This window comes from Allorhizobium pseudoryzae (assembly GCF_011046245.1).
GTDB classification, from domain to species: domain Bacteria; phylum Pseudomonadota; class Alphaproteobacteria; order Rhizobiales; family Rhizobiaceae; genus Neorhizobium; species Neorhizobium pseudoryzae.
This window is the reverse complement of record NZ_CP049241.1, coordinates 2487662-2504721: the sequence shown is the minus strand read 5'-3', so window position 1 is coordinate 2504721 and position 17060 is coordinate 2487662. Positions and strand designations below refer to the sequence as shown.

The following is a 17060-nucleotide window of genomic DNA, read 5'->3' as shown; positions in this document are numbered from 1 at the left end:
GTCCTAATAGGACACAAGCATGGCGGAGCCGTTCTCACCGAAGCGCGGTTTTACACCGAGAATCGCCGCCGAACGGGAAATGATCTCCTTGACCATCGGTGCTGCGCTGTTTCCGGCGAGCACCGCGCGGTCCGTTTCGCTGCGCGGATCGTCAATGAAGGTCAGCACGACATATTTCGGATGGTAGATCGGGAAGGCCGCAAGGAAGGCGTTGAAGTTGTGGTCGTGGTTGTAACGGCCGTTGATGACCTTGTCGGCCGTCCCCGTCTTGCCACCCACGTCAAAACCCGGCACCAGCGCGTTCTTGCCCGACCCGTTGACGCCGTTCCACTCGAACAGCCAGCGCATGTTGTCGCTGGTGGTCGGCTTGATCACCTGCGTGGCGGCCGATTCCGCCTGCACTTCGTTGCGCGGCAGGAAAGTCGGTTCGATCAGCTTGCCGCCATTGACCAGCGCCGCACCGGCCACCGCCGTCTGCAGCGGCGTGGTGGAGACACCATGGCCGAAGGAGATCGTCACCGAGTTGATCTTCTTCCATTCACGCGGCTGGCTCGGCATCGCCACTTCCGGCAGTTCCGTCTGCATCCGTGTCAAAAGGCCCAGCTTGGTGAGGAAGGCCTTGTGGCCGTCGATGCCGACCACGTCGGCCATCTTGGCCGTGCCGATGTTGGAGGAATACTGGAACACTTCCGGCACGGTGAGGAAGCGCCCCTTGCCGTGGAAATCCTTGATGGTGAAGCCGCCAATCTTGATCGGATAGCGCGCATCGAAACTGTCGGTCATCTTCACCTTGCCGCTGTCCAGCGCCATGGCGAGCGTGAACGACTTGAAGGTGGAACCCATTTCGAACGTGCCGTTCGACATGCGGTTGAGCCAGCCTTCTTCGCCGCCGGCGGCCGGATCATTCGGATCGAAATCCGGCACGGAGGACATGGCGAGGATTTCGCCGGTATGGGCATCAAGCACCACGCCGCCCGCCCCCTTGGCCTTGAACTTGGTGATCGAGGAGGTGAGCACGTCGCGCAGAATCGCCTGCACGCGCACGTCGATCGAGAGCTTCACCGGCTCCAGCGGCTGGCTGCTCGTCATGCCGACGGCGGCAAGATCCGCGAGACCCTGGCTGTCGATGTAACGCTCCATGCCGGCGACGCCGCGATTGTCGATGTTGACGTAACCGACGATATGGGCCGCCGTCGCGCCACCCGGATAGAAGCGCCGCTTTTCCGGGCGGAAGCCGATGCCCGGAATGCCGAGCGCCAGGATTTCGCTCTGCTGCTTCGGCGTCAGCTGCCGGCGCAGCCACTGGAAGCGGGAATTGGAGCGCAGCTTGCCATAGATCTGCTTGGCATCGATATCCGGCAGGACGGTGCGCAGCTTCTCGATCACTTCGTCCGCATCAACGATCTTGTGCGGTTCGGCAAACAGCGAGACGGTGCGAATGTCGGTGGCGAGAACCTCGCCGTTGCGATCGAGAATGTCCGGACGCGACGCCATCAACCGGTCCGCCGGCATGATGCTCGACGTCGTTTCCGGTTCGCGCAGCCCGTAATAAGTGAGGCGCGCGCCGATCACGCCGTAAAAGGCCACGAAGGCAACCATGATCAGGCCAATGCGCGTGCGGGCCTGGGTCGCTTTGCGCTTGCGAGACCCCTCGAACTTCGCACCGGCCGAACCGGCACGGATGCCGTTGGCGCCGGCCGAAAAATGTGCCCTGCTCTTCAGCACCATGATCCGCGAAAGGAAAGCCATTAGTCCTCCACCGATCCTGTAGAAATGACATCGATTGATCTCGCTGCCCGCGGCAGGGGAACCGGCACGGTCGATGCGGCCTTGGTCGCCTTCGCCTTGTCGACACCGCGGATGGCTGCGCGCACTTCCGGATCAACGCCGGCGATCAATTGCTCGATCGTCGTTTCGGGTTGCGGCAACTGCGATTTCGGCATCGGCAGTTCCTTCGGCATGGCGAGCTGTGTCGGCGCCGTCGGAACGAGATCGAGTTCGGATTGGTAGACGTTGATCAGCCGGTGCAGGCGGTTCGGCTGCGTCAGCAGCGCCCAGTCGGCCTTCAGAAGATCGATCGTATCGCGCTCGAGCTTGATCTCGCTTTCGAGGCGATGCACCTCCTCCAGCTTGAGTTCGGCCTTGTGCTTGATCGTATAGGTCACCACGGCGGTGGCCGTCATGACGCCGATGAGAATGAAGTCGAAACTTCTCAGCATGATCAGGCTCCCAACTTGTCGAGGCTGGCGAGTTCGGGAAGGTCGAAGATTGAGAAATCCGCCGGGCGCGCCGGTGCAGCCGTCCGGAAGGCGGCGCGCAGCTTGGCGGACCGGGCGCGCGGATTGACCTCCGCCTCGTCCTTCGAGGCCGACATCATGCCCTTGCCGACCGGTTCGAAGACGGCAGGCTTGTCCTCCACCATCGGCAGGTGCCGGGAACCCGCAGCCTTGCCGGAGCGATCGGCGAGGTAGCGCTTGACGATGCGATCCTCCAGCGAATGGAAGCTGACGATCACCAGCCGGCCGCCGGGCTTCAAAGCGCGTTCGGCGGCAAACAGCGCACGAGCCAACTCGCCGAGCTCATCATTGACGAAGATGCGCAGCGCCTGGAAGACGCGTGTCGCCGGGTGGATCTTGTCCTTGGCCTTGCGCGGATTGACGCTCTCGATGAGGTTGGCAAGGTCGCGCGTGGTGGAAAACGGCTCCGTCGCGCGGCGCTTCTCGATGGCGCGCGCAATCCGGCCCGCCTGCTTTTCCTCGCCGAGAAAACCGAAGATGCGGGCAAGATCACCCGCCTTGGCGCGATTGACGACATCGGCAGCTGACACGCCGGAGGCCGACATGCGCATGTCGAGCGGTCCGTTCCTCTGGAAGGAGAAGCCGCGCTCAGCCTCGTCGATCTGCATGGAGGAGACACCGATATCGAGCACGACGCCGTCGAGGCCATCGGCCGGGGCATGCTCGGCAAGCGCCGAAAATTGTGTCGGAACGAGCGTCAGGCGGCCTTGTGATTCCGCCACCAGCGCCTGACCGCCGGCAATCGCATTGGGATCACGATCAAGCGCAATGACGTTGGCGCCGCAGGCAAGAATGGCGCGGGTATAACCACCCGCGCCAAAGGTACCATCTAGGATAACCTTGCCAGGCGCGGGAGAAAGGCTGGACAGCACCTCCTCCAGCATCACCGGAATGTGGCGGACCGGTCCGCCATCAGCCTCGGAAACTCCGTCGCCAAGATTCGCCGCCATTCCGGTCCCCTGTTTCAAGTGGACCGCGCCCCAAACCGGGCTCGACCCTCTCGCGCCGCCGCCTGCGCCTCGTGAAACGCCTGCGGCTGCCAAAGCTGAAAATGATCCGACCGCCCGACAAAGGAGACCTCTGTCGTGATGCCGGTGAAGTCCCGGATGAAATCCGTGACCATGAGACGGCCCTCCGCATCGAGCCGCATGAAGACGCCGCCACCGTGAACCAGCAGCGACATCGCATTCGCCTCCGGCGAGAACGGATCGGCGGACGCGATCTGCCGCTCGTAACGCTCGAGCAGATCCGGACCACCGACGCTGATCGCCGGAAAGACAAGATCCTGGAGACAGTAAAGCTCCTGGATATTCCGCTGCGCGATGACCGCACGAAAGGGAGCAGGCACGGAGACCCGGCCCTTCGCATCGATCTTGTTCGTCGCATTGGACAAGAAGCGGTTCATGACGCCAAACATCCGCCCCACAAAATGACAGGACACGCACGCGCCCCGCACCACGCACGCCAAAGGACACAACCCGACCGCTCAGGCGAAGAGACCTCCGCCCAATGTTCCGTGATGGAACCGGCCCGCTACTGTCCGATGAAAGGGCAACTGATTGCCCGCTTGCAGTGTGATTTTGGGATACCATGGGACCATATGGGCGTCAATGGGAAGCCGCCACACGGAGACGCGGCAGCCTGAAATATTTATAAGCCGTTAAGTTTAACAAAGGGTTAGCGGGACACGGCCTCTGCACGCGTCATATGTGCACTGCAACCGCGCCAAATCCGCCACTAACCCTTTGGGAACAGATACACATTAGCGTGAACATCTACAGCAGCGGCAACCGTCGACACACGCCAAACGTGAAATCGCAGCCTGCCGAAAGGAGGCTGGCGCTGTGCCAAGCACCCGCTCCCCACGCCCGGCGAAACCGCCCTGTGGTTGCTTCTATTCAAAATTGAAATCGCCAGTTGGCCTGTAAGCCGGGTTCTGTATGGCACCGACGCGAACGCCGGAACGTGGCAGCCATTCATCTGGGACAACGTTTGCACGTTGCCTCACGCAACCCACCCGGATGACTGGCCCGGAAACAGGCTGTAGTGCCGCAAGCGGCACCCGCGTCATCCCTATTCGGTCTTGCTCCCGGTGGGGTTTACCTTGCCGTCCCTGTTGCCAGGCCCGCGGTGGGCTCTTACCCCACCCTTTCACCCTTACCCCGCCAGCTCTCCTGCTCCGGATCGAAGAGCAGGACAGCAGGCGGGGCGGTTTCCTTTCTGTGGCACTTTCCCTGGGGTCGCCCCCGCCGGACGTTATCCGGCACCGTATTTCCGTGGAGCCCGGACTTTCCTCACCCTACCGCCTTTCGGCATTGGTAAAGCGCGGCTGCCCGGCCAACTGGCAGGGGCTCCTTAGACGGTTTGTGGGGCGAATGAAAGTGCCGCGGCTCAGTGATTTACCCGAAGCTCGCCGAAAACGGCACCGGATAGGGCTCATCCTCGATCTGCCCGTTCAGGAGCAGTTGCGCACCGAGCCTGCCGATTTCGTCGGAGCTCTTGGCCGCCGCGCCGCAGCCGCCGGTCAGGAGTGCGATCCTCGGCGAAGATGTCGGGGCAATGATCGGATAGCCGCTCGGCGTCTTCGACACGACACAGGCACCGGTCGAGACACGGGTGCGGTCAAGGCCGGGCACCAGGTGCTCCATGATGGCAAGATGATGGTCGCGCACCGCCTCGCGTCCGCCGGTGCGGAACCAGGCGCGCATCTCGGCGTCGCCCGTCAGGATCACGTCGTCCTGATCGCCGCCGATCTTGAGGTAGACCTTGCCGTCCGGATAGCGCACCGGTGGCAGCATGTAGATGTGCTTGGAGGGATCGCGCGGTTCGTAGATCAGCGACGGCATGCAGGCATAACGCCCAAGCTCGCCCTCATCGATCTCGAAGAAGGTAACAGTGCGCGCATAAACCGACATCTGAAGCGGTTCGCTCAAGAGACTCTCCGCAATGGAAAAACCGCCGGCCGCCACCAGCGCCTTCTCGGCGGTGTACGTGCCGCCTTCCGCCGTCCGCACCACGGCAAGACCACCCTCATCCCGCACAGAGACAACCGTTTCGGTGATCCGCCGCACGCCCTGGCGCTCGGCAATCCGGCTCTGGGCAGCAACCAGGGCGCGGGGATTGATGTAACCCGCCTCGCCCGCCTCCAGCACGCCCTCGCATCCCGGCTCGAAGCCGAAGTAGGGGAAACGCCGGGGAAGCTCCGACCGGGATAGCACTTCGATTCCGGTGCCCAGCGTCTCGGCCGCGGCACAGATGTTGCGGATATAGGCATGACCGCTGGCGCGCTCCGGCGCCACCATCAGGCAGCCGGTCTTGTGGTAGAAGGAGATACCGCTCTCCTGCTCGATCTCGCCGTAACGGGCAATGGAGCGATTGGCGAGCAGCGCCCAGACCGGATCGGGATCGATGGTACGGGTGATGCGGGCCTCGTCGTAATGGCTGGCGAAAACGCCCTGATGCGTCTTCGGATCGGCAGGCTCGCCGGGACCGATCAGCGCCACGCCGTCCACGTCCTTCGACAGATGCCGCGCCGCCGCCGCCCCCATCATGCCGCAACCGATGACGATGAACCTGAAATCCGCAGCCATGGCCGTCCCACTTTTCCCCCGAGTCTTTCCCTTGTGTCAGTGGCTACCCCGCAACGGGCAAACGGTCCACTGCAAAGGTGACGCAGGCCTTAGGCCTCGTCGGTGCCCTGGAACTTCGGCAGGGCGGCCAGCAGCCGGTGTAGCGTATCGATGGTCGACATGTCGGCGATGCCGTCCACCCGCTCAGGCCGAAAATGCCGCTGGAAGGCTTCCACCACGCCCTCGGTGCGCTCGCAGAACTCACCGGTGATGTCGATGCCGTAACCGTAAAGCGCCAGCATGCCCTGCAGCGCCTCGATCGGCTGCCCCGCCTCCCCGCGCTGGAAGTAACGGCCACTGCGGATCGGGCCAGGCTCGACCCAGTGCCCGATGCCTTCGCGGTGAAGCCGATCCCACGGGAAGTTTTCGCCCGGATCGACCTTGCGGCGCGGCGCCACATCCGAATGGCCGAGCACCCGTTCCGGCGCAATCCGCCAGCGGTCGATGAGGTCCCGGGTGAGTGCGATGACAGCCGCCATCTGCTCCTCCGCATACGGTGGAAGCCCGCCCGGATGACCGGCATTGGCAATCTCGATACCGATCGAACGGGAATTGATGTCGCTCTCGCCCGCCCACACGCTCTTGCCCGCATGCCAGGCCCGGCGCGTCTCCGGCACCATCTGGATAATGCGCCCGTCCGGCCAGACGAAATAATGCGACGACACCTGGCTTTCGATGTTCTTCAGCCAGGAGAGCGCCTGCCCGTGATCCGGCATGCCGGTATAATGCAGGATGATCATGTCCGGCGCATCGACGCCCACGCGTTCGCCATGGTTCGGCGAGGGATCGACCCTCGCACCAGCATAATCAGGAATAAGCTTCATGCGGCCTTGCGTTCCTTGGCAATCACCGCATAGGCGGCGTTCAGCGCGGCCATACGCTCGTTGGCGGCGGCATGCAACGCTTCCGGCACGCCGCGCGCGATCAGCTTATCCGGATGATGCTCGGCGACAAGCCGACGATACTGCTTGCGGATGTCGGCGAAGTCATCGGAGGGCGAAACGCCCAGCACCAGATAGGGGTCAATCCCTTCAATGTGCACGTGGCGCGCCATGATGCGGCGGAAATGGTTTTCGTCGATGCGGAAGATCTCGGCAATGCGTAGCAGGAAGGCGAGTTCCTTCTCGTGCACCATGCCGTCCGCCTTGGCGATGTGGAACAGGCCGTCGATGACGCTTTCCAGCATCGGGCAATTGTGTTCGCCCGATCCGCACAGATTCGCGAGCTTTTCGGCATAGGCTTCGTAACCCGCCACATCCTGACGGGCGAGGTTGTAGAGACGTGCGACGTTTTTCGCTTCTTCCTCGGGGAAATCGAAGATCTGCCGGAAGGCATCCACTTCGGACGCCACGACGGCGCCATCCGCCTTGGCCATCTTGGCGGAAAGCGCGATGATCGCGACGGAGAAGGACACCTGGCGGCGGGTTTCCGGATCGCCTTCGAACAGCGTGCGGATCGCTTCGATCACTCTCGACAGCGCATTGTTGGCCGCGTCGCCGACGCTGCCGAGCAGCCGCTCCCAGAATGAACTCAAATGAAGGCAGGCGAAATCTAAAATCATGCTGCACCTGACCAAATTCTGGAACCCTTGGCAAGAAGCAGGGAACCGACCGACAATTAATCTTTCGTCATCTTACGGACGATCCGGGGGGTGCGGATCGCCGACCGGTCATTCTGCCGCAGCCGCGATCCGACGAAGCTGGCCGCCGTTCCCGCCCCGCACGGCATCACCCGCGTACCGTTCCAGCCTGTCTGCAAATTGAACCGATTGAAACGACATGCGTTCCACAAATTCGGCGAAATACCGGATTTTCTTGAGAAATTCACTTTACAGCCGCGGCGGGCTGTCGCATCCATTTGCCGATTTTGTTGGCAAGCGCGGCGTAGGCGCAAAGGAGGTTCGATGGCCAAGAAGAAAGTGGGATTGCTGACCGCGGGCGGGCTTGCACCGTGTCTGTCATCGGCGGTCGGCGGGCTGATCGAGCGCTATAGCGACATCGCGCCGGAACTGGATCTGGTGGCCTATCGCTCCGGTTACCAGGGACTGCTGCTTGGCGACCGAATCGAGATCACGGCCAACATGCGCGAGCGCGCGCATCTCCTGCACCGTTACGGCGGCTCGCCGATCGGCAACAGCCGCGTGAAGCTCACAAACACCGCCGACTGCGTGAAGCGTGGTCTGGTGAAGGAAGGCGAGAACCCGCTGAAGGTCGCGGCAGACCGTCTCGCGGCCGATGGCATCACCATCCTCCACACGATCGGCGGCGACGACACCAACACCACGGCCGCGGACCTCGCCGCCTATCTCGCCTCGAACGGGTATGACCTGACAGTGGTTGGCCTGCCCAAAACCGTCGATAACGACGTGTTCCCGATTCGCCAGACGCTGGGCGCCTGGACCGCTGCCGAAGTCGGCGCGCACTTCTTCGACCATGTCAGCAACGAACAAAGTGCGGCCCCCCGCACCCTTGTCATCCACGAAGTGATGGGCCGCAACTGCGGCTGGCTGACCGCGGCCACCGCCCGCGCCTACATCCAGGACACCCGGAACAACGAATATGTCGAGGGCCTGATGATGAACACACAGATGAAGAACATCGACGGGCTCTACCTGCCCGAGATGCATTTCGATCTGGAGGGCGAAGCGGACCGTCTGCGCAAGATTATGGACACCTGCGGCTTTGTGACGCTGTTCGTATCCGAAGGCGCCGGTCTCGACACGATCGTTGCCGAGCGCGAGGCAGCGGGTGAAGCGATCAAACGTGATGCCTTCGGCCACGTGAAGCTCGACACGATCAATGTCGGCTCCTGGTTCCAGAAACATTTTGCAACCCTTCTCGATGCCGAACGTTCGATGGTTCAGAAATCGGGTTACTATGCGCGCTCCGCACCGGCCAACAGCGATGATCTGCGCCTGATCCAGAGCATGGTCGATCTGGCCGTCGAAAGCGCGCTCAACGGCGTCTCCGGCGTGACCGGTCACGACGAGGACCAGAATGGGAAATTGCGCACGATCGAATTCCCGCGTATCAAGGGTGGTAAGCATTTCGATCTGTCGACGCCGTGGTTCGGCGAGGTCATGGACTTCATTGGCCAGACCTGGCGGGCAGCATAACCGGTCGCACCTGACGATCAGGGATGGATGGGAGCCAGGCGCCCATCCGGGAGGGAGGAGTTGATGAGCATCGAGACACTGCTGGCCTTTGGTGCCACATCCCTTCTCGTGCTTCTTCTTCCCTCCGCATCCGGCATGCTTCTGCGCGATTACAGCCTAGTTCAGGGACGTGCACGAAGCGCGCTCCTGATCCCTGCCCTCTGGCTGGGCTATCTCGTGGCAGGCGGACTTGCCGGCACGCTTTATGTGGCAATCCACACTCTGGCCCCCGCCATGGAGCGTCCGCTTGGATGGCTGGGCGTCGTGATTCTCGGCCTTTATCTGTTGCGCTCGCAGCAAAGGCGGTTTGCCCAGCGTCTGGCGGACAATGACAACCTCCCGGCCCGCCGGTGGGACAAGGCATTCTTTTCCATCCTTGTCGCAAGCCTTGGTCCGGGCTTCGCCGTCGTCGTCGCGAGCCTCTTTTTCCAGATGTCCGATTCGCTCCGGATCTCGGACGAATCGTTTGCACAGGCCTTCCTCGCCTATGCGCTCGCAGCGCTGGTCGCCCCCTTTGTCCAGCTGCTGATCGCCGAATCCTCGGCACGCAAGATCAGCCGCGCCCGGCGCCTCAATCCAGCCTCGCGCAAGCCCCGCACGCGATTTATCGCCAGCCGCGCCGTCAGCGCGGGCTACCGCCGGATCGCTGCATGATCACCCTGACTTGATGACAGGCCTGTCATGCGTTAATGGAATGTTTAACGGTCAGGTGCCGGCGGGAAGAAAACATTCATCTTCATGAAAGTGAGACGATGGCGATAACCCGAATTCTCGGCTGCAACACGATTGTGGCAGTGGCAATTTGTGGGGCCGTTTCCGGCTGCTCAAGCGTTCAGACGGCATCCAACAGCCAGGCAGGCACGGATGTCGCCGCCGCAACAGTTGCCGATGCAGGCACCGCCGTCGCAGATGCGTCCACGGCAACCGCCGCCCATGCGGCCGGCAAGACAGACCGCCTCCCCGGTGATTCGACTGCGCCATCAGCCGCGGCCACGCAGATCGCAGCGGCCCCCAATCGCGCAGCCCAGAAAGTCGGACGCGTCACGCTCGTCTCGCAGTCAACTGATCCCATGCAGCGCGCCGCAGAAACCGCGGCCAATTCCATCGCCCAGAACAGTCAGCCAGTCGCAGTCCCCGCACTTGCCGTCGCCTCCACGGCCGTCAATCAGGCTGGCGGCCTGCAGGCGATCAACATGGCAACCTCCGGCCAGACGATCACGAAACCGCTCGCCGCACCGTCTGCTCTTTCCGCGCCCACGAATACCACGACACCATCCGCCCAGACCCTCGGGCCGGTGATGGCGACCGCCCTTCCCGCCGACGTCACCGGTCCGTTCACCGCGATCCCGACGCCACGTCCGCGGATCGAAAAGGCAACCCCGTCGTCGATGGTCGCCTATGCCGGGACGCGCCAGCCGCTGTCGGCCATGTCGACCGACTTCTTCCCGCCGGCACCGGGCGAACCCCTTCCGACGACGGCCGATGCCAGCAACGAGACGCTGAGCAAGCTGATCCACCGCTATGCGGGCCTGTATGGCGTACCGGAATCGCTCGTGCACCGCGTCGTGCATCGCGAAAGCCGGTATGACCCCAAGGCCTACAACAAGCGCGGCTTCTGGGGCCTCATGCAGATCAAATACGCGACGGCGAAGTCGATGGGTTACCAGGGCACGCCGGATGGTCTTCTTGATGCCGAGACCAACCTGAAATACGCGATCAAGTACCTGCGCGGCGCCTGGCTGGTGGCCGACAATGATCCGGACGATGCGATCAAGCTTTATGCGCGCGGTTATTATTTTGACGCCAAGCGCAAGGACATGCTGCACGTTCTGGAGTGAACAGCAGACAAGTGCACCCAACGCAGGCTTGCGACTAAGGCTCAGGGATACACCCGGAGAATGGCCTTTGTGAGGGGCATCGTCGAATAGCGAGCCGACCAGGGTGTCAGCCCGAGATGCACGACGACCAATCCGCGGGACGGAATGACGGTGATCGTCTGGCCATCATGCCCTTGCAGATTGAACGTGTCTGCGGGCATGTCCGCCCGTTCGGACGGTCGCGGCAACCAGGTCTGCATCCTCGAATACCAGCCGCCGGATGCCGTGGTCGGCTCAGCCATCGACGCGACGAAACCATCCGGCAGAAGCCGCACACCCTTCCACATGCCGTTCTGAGCCAGAAACAGGCCGAACCGCGCCCAGTCACGCGCGCTGGCATAGAGATACGAACTCCCGACGAAGGTGCCGGACGCATCCACCTCCATCACGGCACTGGTCATGCCAAGCGGGGCAAACAACGCGTCGCGCGGGAAGGCGAGCGCCGTTGCCCGATCACTCAGACGATCCATCCAGATGCGCGACAGCAGAACGGCCGTGCCGGACGAATAGCTGAACCTCTGGCCCGGCGTGCCTTCGAGTGGCAGGGAGGCCGTGAAGGCCGCCATGTCCGGCTGAAGGTAGAGCATGCGCGTGACATCCGCGACGGTGCCGTAATCCTCGTTGAAGGCAAGGCCGCTTTCCATGGCGAGAAGCTGCGCAAGGGTGATGTCACGCCTCGCATCGCCTGCCCATTGCGGCATCAGGTTGCGCTCATCAAGACGCATGCGCCCCTCGTCGATCAGCCGGCCAATCAACGCGGCATTCACCGTCTTGGTCATTGACCAGCCGAGCAGCGGCGTCTTGTCGTTAAAACCCGCTGCATACCGCTCGCCGACAATGGCGCCATTCTTCACGACGACGACCGCACGAAAGCCGGGGCCGACCAGATCGTCCCGCGCCAGAAGCGCGGCCACAGCCGCATTTGCCTCGATACCCTCGCCGTTCGGCCACGAACCGGCTCCCGCCTGAACCGCAGCGCCCGGCCCTGCCTCCGGCAGATCAAGCGCCGCAGCCGTGCTGCCCTGCGGAACCACGGCGCATCCAAGCCCCGGTCGATAGACGGCAGCGCTCGGCGCAATCTGACCGAGGAGGGCAGCCGAGACCCGTTGTGCCGGCCGATCGACCGACACCCGCATCAGCCGCAGCAGAGGATGGCCCGGCGCCTGCACATCCTCCGCCAGCACGTCGTTTTCATCGCGTCCGGCAAGAAACACGTTGGAGCAGACGATCTTCGCGGCATAACCGCTGCCGACGCGCAGCAGATCCGGCGGCATGGTGTAAAGCCAGACAAGCCCGCCGGCCACGACGAGCAGCAACAGCACAAGGACGATCTTCGCGAGACGCTTCAACAGGCTTCCGACGCTGCGCATTCACTTCTCCGCTTCGCTCAGTTCCGCATGCAAACAGGTTTCCGTGACAATGAAAAGTCACGAATTGCAGGGCTTTGCGCAGGGTTTGCGTCATGAAACTGCAACACGCCGCGACTAGAGGCTTTCGAAAAGCTCATGACGAGACGGGGAATCGGGGATGGCCGAGATTGCACCGGAAGCCAGTTTTCTGAAGAACGGAAAACTGAAGACTGCACTCCTGCAACACAAGGCGCTGTCGAAAAGCGGCTTCTCCGAGCGGATGTTCGGTCTGCTGTTCTCCGGTCTCGTCTATCCGCAGATCTGGGAAGATCCGGATGTCGATATGGCGGGGATGGAACTGGCCGCAGGTCATCGCATCGTCACCATCGGTTCCGGCGGCTGCAACATGCTGGCCTATCTTTCCCACCATCCGGCCTCGATCGACGTCGTGGATCTCAACCCGCATCACATCGCTCTCAACAGGCTGAAACTTGCCGCCTTCCGGAGCCTGCCCGCCCATGCCGATGTCGTGCGGCTTCTCGCCACCGAAGGACGCGCCAGCAATTCGAAGGCCTTCGACACCTTCGTTGCGCCTGCACTGGATACGGCCACCCGCCGCTATTGGCAAAAGCGGACGCTGAATGGCCGCCGCCGCATCAGCGTCTTCGACCGCAACATCTACCGCACCGGCCTGCTCGGCCGCTTCATCGCCGCCGGTCACCTGATCGCCCGCCTGCACGGGGTGGACCTGACCGAGATGGCGAAGACAAGGTCGCTGCGCGAACAGCGGCAGTTTTTCGAGGATCGCATCGCCCCGCTCTTCGACCGGCCCTTCGTGCGCTGGCTCACTGGCCGCAAGAGCTCGCTTTTCGGCCTCGGCATCCCGCCGCAGCAGTATGACGAGCTCGCAAGCCTGGCGGACGAGGGGTCGATTGCCCCGGTGCTGCGCCAGCGCCTCGAAAAGCTTGCCTGCCATTTCCCGCTTCGCGACAACTATTTCGCCTGGCAGGCCTTTGCCCGCCGCTATCCGCAGCCGCATGAAGGCACGCTGCCGACCTATCTGAAGCCGGAGCATTACCGCGCCATCCGCGACAATGCCGATCGCGTCACCGTCCACCATGCCACCTTCACGGAACTTCTCTCGGGTAAGCAGGCCGGCACGGTCGATCGTTACGTCCTTCTCGATGCGCAGGACTGGATGAACGACCGGCAGCTGAACGAACTCTGGGCGGAAATCTCCCGTACCGCGGCCGCGGGCGCGCGGGTGATCTTCCGCACCGCTGCCGAGCGCAGCATCATCGAAGGCCGGTTGTCGCCGACGATCCGCGACCAGTGGACCTATCTGGAAGCGCGCTCGCAGGACCTCAACCTGCAGGACCGCTCCGCCATCTATGGCGGTTTCCACATCTACGTGAAGAAGGCCTGACGGCGGTGGACACGAGCTCTCCCGTGATGGATGCCGAACACGCCGAGCGCATGGACCGGATGTACCGCTACCAGCGGCACATCTACGATCTGACGCGCAAATATTACCTGCTCGGGCGCGACCGCACGATCCGGGAACTGCAGGTGCCGCAGAAGGGCACGCTTCTGGAAGTCGGCTGCGGCACGGGCCGCAACCTGATGCTGGCGCACAAGCTCTATCCGACGGCCAGGCTCTACGGGCTCGATATTTCTGCGGAAATGCTGACGACGACACGGGCGAATTTCCGCGGCAAAGCGGTGCAGCCGGTGCTGCAGGTGGCCGATGCCACGACGTTTTCGCCGAGCGACTTCGGCACCGCGGGCTTTGATCGCGTCATGATCTCCTATGCGCTGTCGATGATCCCGGACTGGGAGAGCGCGATCCGCACCGCCCTTGGCGCGGTAAAGGCAGGCGGTTCCCTGCACATCGTCGATTTCGGCCAGCAGGAACAGTTGCCCGCATGGTTCCGCAGCGGGTTGCAGACCTGGCTTACGCGTTTCCACGTAACGCCGAGGGCCGACCTTGCCGAAGCGCTGGAGCGCTCGCTGGAAGGCGCCGATGCGGACATGATCTTCCTGCCGCTCTATCGCGGTTATGCCTGGCAGGCGGTGGTGCGTCGCCGCGCCTGAACCGCCTTTGCGCCCCTCCTGGGTGGCGATGGCTGCCTCAACCGTTTTTGCCTTGCGTGACAGCGCCCGGTGCAGCGATAAGGAACACGACCGGGCGAATCACGGAATACCGAGCCCGGTCGCCGTCCTTGGATGTCATCGCGGAGCCAGATCGTGCGCATACCCTCCCTGGTCCTGGCTGTGGGACTGGCACTCTCCGGATGTACGGCCACGGGGCCGGATGCCTTGACCCTCGGCCTCACTGCTCCTCAAGGCAAGTTCAAGGACAACGATCCGCAGGATTTTGGCGCGCGGCATCCGCATCGCCACGAGATACACGGCACCGACGTCTCCAAGTGGAACGGCTCCGTCGATTGGCCCAAAGTGAAAGCCTCCGGCATCGACTTCGTGTTCATCAAGGCAACGGAGGGAGCCGATCGCATCGACCAGAGCTTCGAGGAGAACTGGCGCGGGGCGGCGAGAGCGGGCATTCCGCACGCGCCCTACCACTTCTATTATTTCTGCGGCGAGCCGGATGTGCAGGCGGACTGGTTCATCCGCAACGTGCCGAAAGCCTCCGTCAGCCTGCCGCCGGTGCTCGATGTCGAGTGGAACCCCGCCTCCCCCACCTGCAAGACGCGACCCGATCCCCAGACGGTCCGTGCCGCCATGAGCCGTTTCCTCGATCGCATCGAGGCGTACTATGGCAAGCGCCCAATCATCTACACCTCGGTCGATTTCCACCGCGACAATCTCGTCGGCCACTTCCGCACCTATCAATTCTGGGTTCGATCGGTTGCAGCCCACCCGCAGGAGATCTATGGCGACAGGAACTGGGCCTTCTGGCAATACACATCGACCGGCATCATCCCGGGCATCGAGGGAGAAGCAGATATCAATGTCTTCAGCGGAACACGCGAGCACTGGCAGCGTTGGCTGGTCGCTGCGGCAAAGACGTGACCGCTGCCGTTCTGCCAGCCATCCACAGGCGAAGTGTCCATTTCTTGAAGGCAGCGCCTCTCTTCTGTCACAAATCTTGCTGAAATGAAGCCACCGTCCCACCGAGGATACCCAATGACGTCCAAGATCTTCCGTCGCCTGTCTCTGGCGCTTCTTCTTTCCACCTGCGCCCTGTCGCCGGCACGCGCCCAGACGCCAGCCGCTCCCTGTGGCGGCGATCTCGCAGGCTTCCTGCAGGCCGTAAAGGCCGAGGCCGTGTCGATGGGCGTCCCGGCAGATGCCGCCGACAAGGCACTGGCCGGCGCCCAGATCGACCAGAAGGTCCTGTCGCGCGACCGCGCCCAGGGCGTCTTCCGCCAGACCTTCCTTGAGTTCTCGCAGCGCACCGTCAGCCAGGGGCGTCTCGACATGGGCCGCAAGAAGCTGCAGGACCTGTCCTCCGTCTTTTCCCGCGCCGAGAAGGAATTCGGCATTGCGCCGGGCGTAATTGCCGCCTTCTGGGCCATGGAGACCGACTTCGGTGCCGTTCAGGGCGATTTCAACACCCGCAACGCTCTGGTGACGCTGGCGCATGACTGCCGCCGTCCCGAACTCTTCCGTCCGCAGCTTCTGGCACTGACCCAGATGGTGCAGCATGGCGATCTTGACCCGCAGACCAATACCGGCGCCTGGGCCGGCGAAATCGGCCAGGTGCAGATGCTGCCGAAGGATATCATCGCCCACGGCATCGACGGCGACGGAGACGGGCATGTGAACGTCAAGGCCAGTGCGCCCGATGCGATCCTGACCGCCGCCTCCTTCATCAAGAGCCTCGGTTTTCGCGCCGGCGAGCCTTGGATCCAGGAAGTCGAACTGCCGGAAAGCCTGCCCTGGGAAAAGTCCGGCCTCGGCAACGAGATCCCGGCCTCCGAATGGTTCAAGCTCGGCGTGAAGCCGCGCGACGGCAAGACCGAGTTCGGCACCCTCCCCGCGGCTCTCGTCCTGCCCCAGGGTCGCAAGGGGCCGGCCTTCCTCACCTATCCGAACTTCGGCATCTATCTGGAATGGAACAAGTCGTTCATCTACACGACATCGGCCGCCTATTTCGCCACCCGCCTGTCCGGTGCGCCGCCCTACCTCAAGGGCAACCCGGAGCCCGGCCTTGACGTGGACCAGATGAAGGCGCTGCAGGCCAAGCTTGACGCGAAAAGCCACGATGTCGGCGAAATCGACGGCATCCTCGGCTCCGGCACCCGCCGCGCCGTGCAGCGCGAACAGCAGCGGCTCGGCATGCCAGCGGATGGTTGGCCGACCCAGGCTCTCTTGAACGCACTTTGATTGCGGGATGCCGGAGCGTCGCACAGAGGTTCCGGCATCTTCCTTCCGGGCTATAAATTGACACCCTTTCAGCGGGGGATCTGCCTGGCGAAAGCCGCAAGCCCGGACTCACCTCGAAGAGGTCAGGCGATCACACGATCGCGGCAGTGCAGCAATTCATCACGGAATGTAACGCTTCTTAACAACGTCTCGAAGTTTTTTCACAGTTTGTTAGGCACATTTATAAAGGGTTTTTCCCTTTATATTTCCTAATCTTAGCCAAAACATGAGCACGTCTCGGCCCGGCATTGTGCGGCAGTGCAGCACATTATTCACTTTGCAAAGCCCGTCGCTTGCCCTTAGATTTCAGCTGTTAACGCAAGGGAGACAGACATGGGACGTACCTATTCCTTCAATCTCCTCAT

At 62.7% G+C, this 17060-nt stretch carries 15 protein-coding genes and 1 other RNA gene; 7 read left to right on the top strand and 9 right to left on the bottom strand.

The annotated features are described in order from the left end of the window. Nucleotides 1–3: 3 nt before the first annotated feature. From G6N78_RS12135 to G6N78_RS12100, 8 genes are all read right to left on the bottom strand, one after another. Nucleotides 4–1749 carry a peptidoglycan D,D-transpeptidase FtsI family protein gene (locus tag G6N78_RS12135; protein ID WP_165218701.1) on the bottom strand — a complete coding sequence of 582 codons (1746 nt, stop codon included), beginning with the start codon at nt 1747–1749 and terminating at the stop codon, nt 4–6. Next, nucleotides 1749–2219: a cell division protein FtsL gene (ftsL, locus tag G6N78_RS12130; RefSeq protein WP_165218699.1), complete on the bottom strand. Its 471-nt coding sequence runs from the start codon at nt 2217–2219 to the stop codon at nt 1749–1751. Before ftsL ends, G6N78_RS12135 begins: the two co-directional genes overlap by 1 nt. Before the next feature lie 2 nt (nt 2220–2221). Then, nucleotides 2222–3247, bottom strand: coding sequence for a 16S rRNA (cytosine(1402)-N(4))-methyltransferase RsmH (rsmH, locus tag G6N78_RS12125; protein WP_165218697.1), 1026 nt, complete (start codon nt 3245–3247; stop codon nt 2222–2224). A gap of 14 nt (nt 3248–3261) precedes the next feature. Continuing rightward, on the bottom strand, nt 3262–3702 hold the full coding sequence (gene mraZ, locus G6N78_RS12120; RefSeq protein WP_165218695.1) for a division/cell wall cluster transcriptional repressor MraZ: 441 nt from the start codon (nt 3700–3702) through the stop codon (nt 3262–3264). Between the two features lie 504 nt (nt 3703–4206). Next, an RNA gene (gene rnpB, locus G6N78_RS12115) (RNase P RNA component class A) lies at nt 4207–4642 on the bottom strand. Nucleotides 4643–4696: 54 nt separating this feature from the next. Further along, nucleotides 4697–5887 (bottom strand): NAD(P)/FAD-dependent oxidoreductase, encoded by a 1191-nt coding sequence (locus G6N78_RS12110; RefSeq protein WP_165218693.1) that lies wholly within the window; start codon nt 5885–5887, stop codon nt 4697–4699. An 89-nt stretch (nt 5888–5976) separates the two neighbouring features. After that, a complete protein-coding gene (locus G6N78_RS12105) occupies nt 5977–6750 on the bottom strand; it encodes an N-acetylmuramoyl-L-alanine amidase (RefSeq protein ID WP_165218691.1) in 774 nt (257 codons plus the stop codon). Further along, the gene (locus G6N78_RS12100) at nt 6747–7487 is read right to left on the bottom strand and encodes a J domain-containing protein (RefSeq protein WP_165218689.1); all 741 of its coding nucleotides are present in this window, start codon (nt 7485–7487) and stop codon (nt 6747–6749) included. The genes G6N78_RS12105 and G6N78_RS12100 overlap by 4 nt, the downstream gene beginning before the upstream one ends. Before the next feature lie 342 nt (nt 7488–7829). Between G6N78_RS12100 and G6N78_RS12095 the strand changes: the two genes are divergently transcribed. The 3 genes from G6N78_RS12095 to G6N78_RS12085 all read left to right on the top strand — a co-directional run bounded on the left by G6N78_RS12095 (nt 7830) and on the right by G6N78_RS12085 (nt 10918). Next, nucleotides 7830–9041 carry a pyrophosphate--fructose-6-phosphate 1-phosphotransferase gene (locus G6N78_RS12095; protein ID WP_165218687.1) on the top strand — a complete coding sequence of 404 codons (1212 nt, stop codon included), beginning with the start codon at nt 7830–7832 and terminating at the stop codon, nt 9039–9041. Between the two features lie 63 nt (nt 9042–9104). Beyond that, nucleotides 9105–9734, top strand: coding sequence for a hypothetical protein (locus G6N78_RS12090; protein WP_165218685.1), 630 nt, complete (start codon nt 9105–9107; stop codon nt 9732–9734). 98 nt (nt 9735–9832) lie between these two features. Beyond that, nucleotides 9833–10918, top strand: a complete 1086-nt coding sequence (locus tag G6N78_RS12085; protein WP_234905788.1) for a transglycosylase SLT domain-containing protein — start codon at nt 9833–9835, stop codon at nt 10916–10918. A 41-nt stretch (nt 10919–10959) separates the two neighbouring features. On the opposite strand, the gene G6N78_RS12080 is transcribed toward G6N78_RS12085, so the two are convergent. Beyond that, on the bottom strand, nt 10960–12327 hold the full coding sequence (locus G6N78_RS12080) for a serine hydrolase domain-containing protein (RefSeq protein ID WP_165218683.1): 1368 nt from the start codon (nt 12325–12327) through the stop codon (nt 10960–10962). A gap of 157 nt (nt 12328–12484) precedes the next feature. On the opposite strand from G6N78_RS12080, the gene G6N78_RS12075 reads away from it, so the two are divergent. The 4 genes from G6N78_RS12075 to G6N78_RS12060 all read left to right on the top strand — a co-directional run bounded on the left by G6N78_RS12075 (nt 12485) and on the right by G6N78_RS12060 (nt 16656). Beyond that, a complete protein-coding gene (locus G6N78_RS12075) occupies nt 12485–13732 on the top strand; it encodes a BtaA family protein (RefSeq protein ID WP_165218681.1) in 1248 nt (415 codons plus the stop codon). Between the two features lie 26 nt (nt 13733–13758). Further along, on the top strand, nt 13759–14400 hold the full coding sequence (locus tag G6N78_RS12070) for a class I SAM-dependent methyltransferase (RefSeq protein ID WP_234905787.1): 642 nt from the start codon (nt 13759–13761) through the stop codon (nt 14398–14400). A gap of 150 nt (nt 14401–14550) precedes the next feature. Continuing rightward, the gene (locus G6N78_RS12065) at nt 14551–15339 is read left to right on the top strand and encodes a glycoside hydrolase family 25 protein (RefSeq protein ID WP_370691520.1); all 789 of its coding nucleotides are present in this window, start codon (nt 14551–14553) and stop codon (nt 15337–15339) included. Between the two features lie 114 nt (nt 15340–15453). Continuing rightward, nucleotides 15454–16656 carry a lytic murein transglycosylase gene (locus G6N78_RS12060; RefSeq protein ID WP_165218677.1) on the top strand — a complete coding sequence of 401 codons (1203 nt, stop codon included), beginning with the start codon at nt 15454–15456 and terminating at the stop codon, nt 16654–16656. The last annotated feature ends 404 nt before the right edge of the window (nt 16657–17060 follow it).

Excerpts from the sequence above, each read along its gene's own strand:
- G6N78_RS12135 (WP_165218701.1), bottom strand. The coding sequence starts at position 1,749 with ATGGCTTTCCTTTCGCGGATCATGGTGCTGAAGAGCAGGGCACATTTT.
- ftsL (WP_165218699.1), bottom strand. The coding sequence starts at position 2,219 with ATGCTGAGAAGTTTCGACTTCATTCTCATCGGCGTCATGACGGCCACC.
- rsmH (WP_165218697.1), bottom strand. The coding sequence starts at position 3,247 with ATGGCGGCGAATCTTGGCGACGGAGTTTCCGAGGCTGATGGCGGACCG.
- mraZ (WP_165218695.1), bottom strand. The coding sequence starts at position 3,702 with ATGAACCGCTTCTTGTCCAATGCGACGAACAAGATCGATGCGAAGGGC.
- G6N78_RS12110 (WP_165218693.1), bottom strand. The coding sequence starts at position 5,887 with ATGGCTGCGGATTTCAGGTTCATCGTCATCGGTTGCGGCATGATGGGG.
- G6N78_RS12105 (WP_165218691.1), bottom strand. The coding sequence starts at position 6,750 with ATGAAGCTTATTCCTGATTATGCTGGTGCGAGGGTCGATCCCTCGCCG.
- G6N78_RS12100 (WP_165218689.1), bottom strand. The coding sequence starts at position 7,487 with ATGATTTTAGATTTCGCCTGCCTTCATTTGAGTTCATTCTGGGAGCGG.
- G6N78_RS12095 (WP_165218687.1), top strand. The coding sequence starts at position 7,830 with ATGGCCAAGAAGAAAGTGGGATTGCTGACCGCGGGCGGGCTTGCACCG.
- G6N78_RS12090 (WP_165218685.1), top strand. The coding sequence starts at position 9,105 with ATGAGCATCGAGACACTGCTGGCCTTTGGTGCCACATCCCTTCTCGTG.
- G6N78_RS12085 (WP_234905788.1), top strand. The coding sequence starts at position 9,833 with ATGGCGATAACCCGAATTCTCGGCTGCAACACGATTGTGGCAGTGGCA.
- G6N78_RS12080 (WP_165218683.1), bottom strand. The coding sequence starts at position 12,327 with ATGCGCAGCGTCGGAAGCCTGTTGAAGCGTCTCGCGAAGATCGTCCTT.
- G6N78_RS12075 (WP_165218681.1), top strand. The coding sequence starts at position 12,485 with ATGGCCGAGATTGCACCGGAAGCCAGTTTTCTGAAGAACGGAAAACTG.
- G6N78_RS12070 (WP_234905787.1), top strand. The coding sequence starts at position 13,759 with ATGGATGCCGAACACGCCGAGCGCATGGACCGGATGTACCGCTACCAG.
- G6N78_RS12060 (WP_165218677.1), top strand. The coding sequence starts at position 15,454 with ATGACGTCCAAGATCTTCCGTCGCCTGTCTCTGGCGCTTCTTCTTTCC.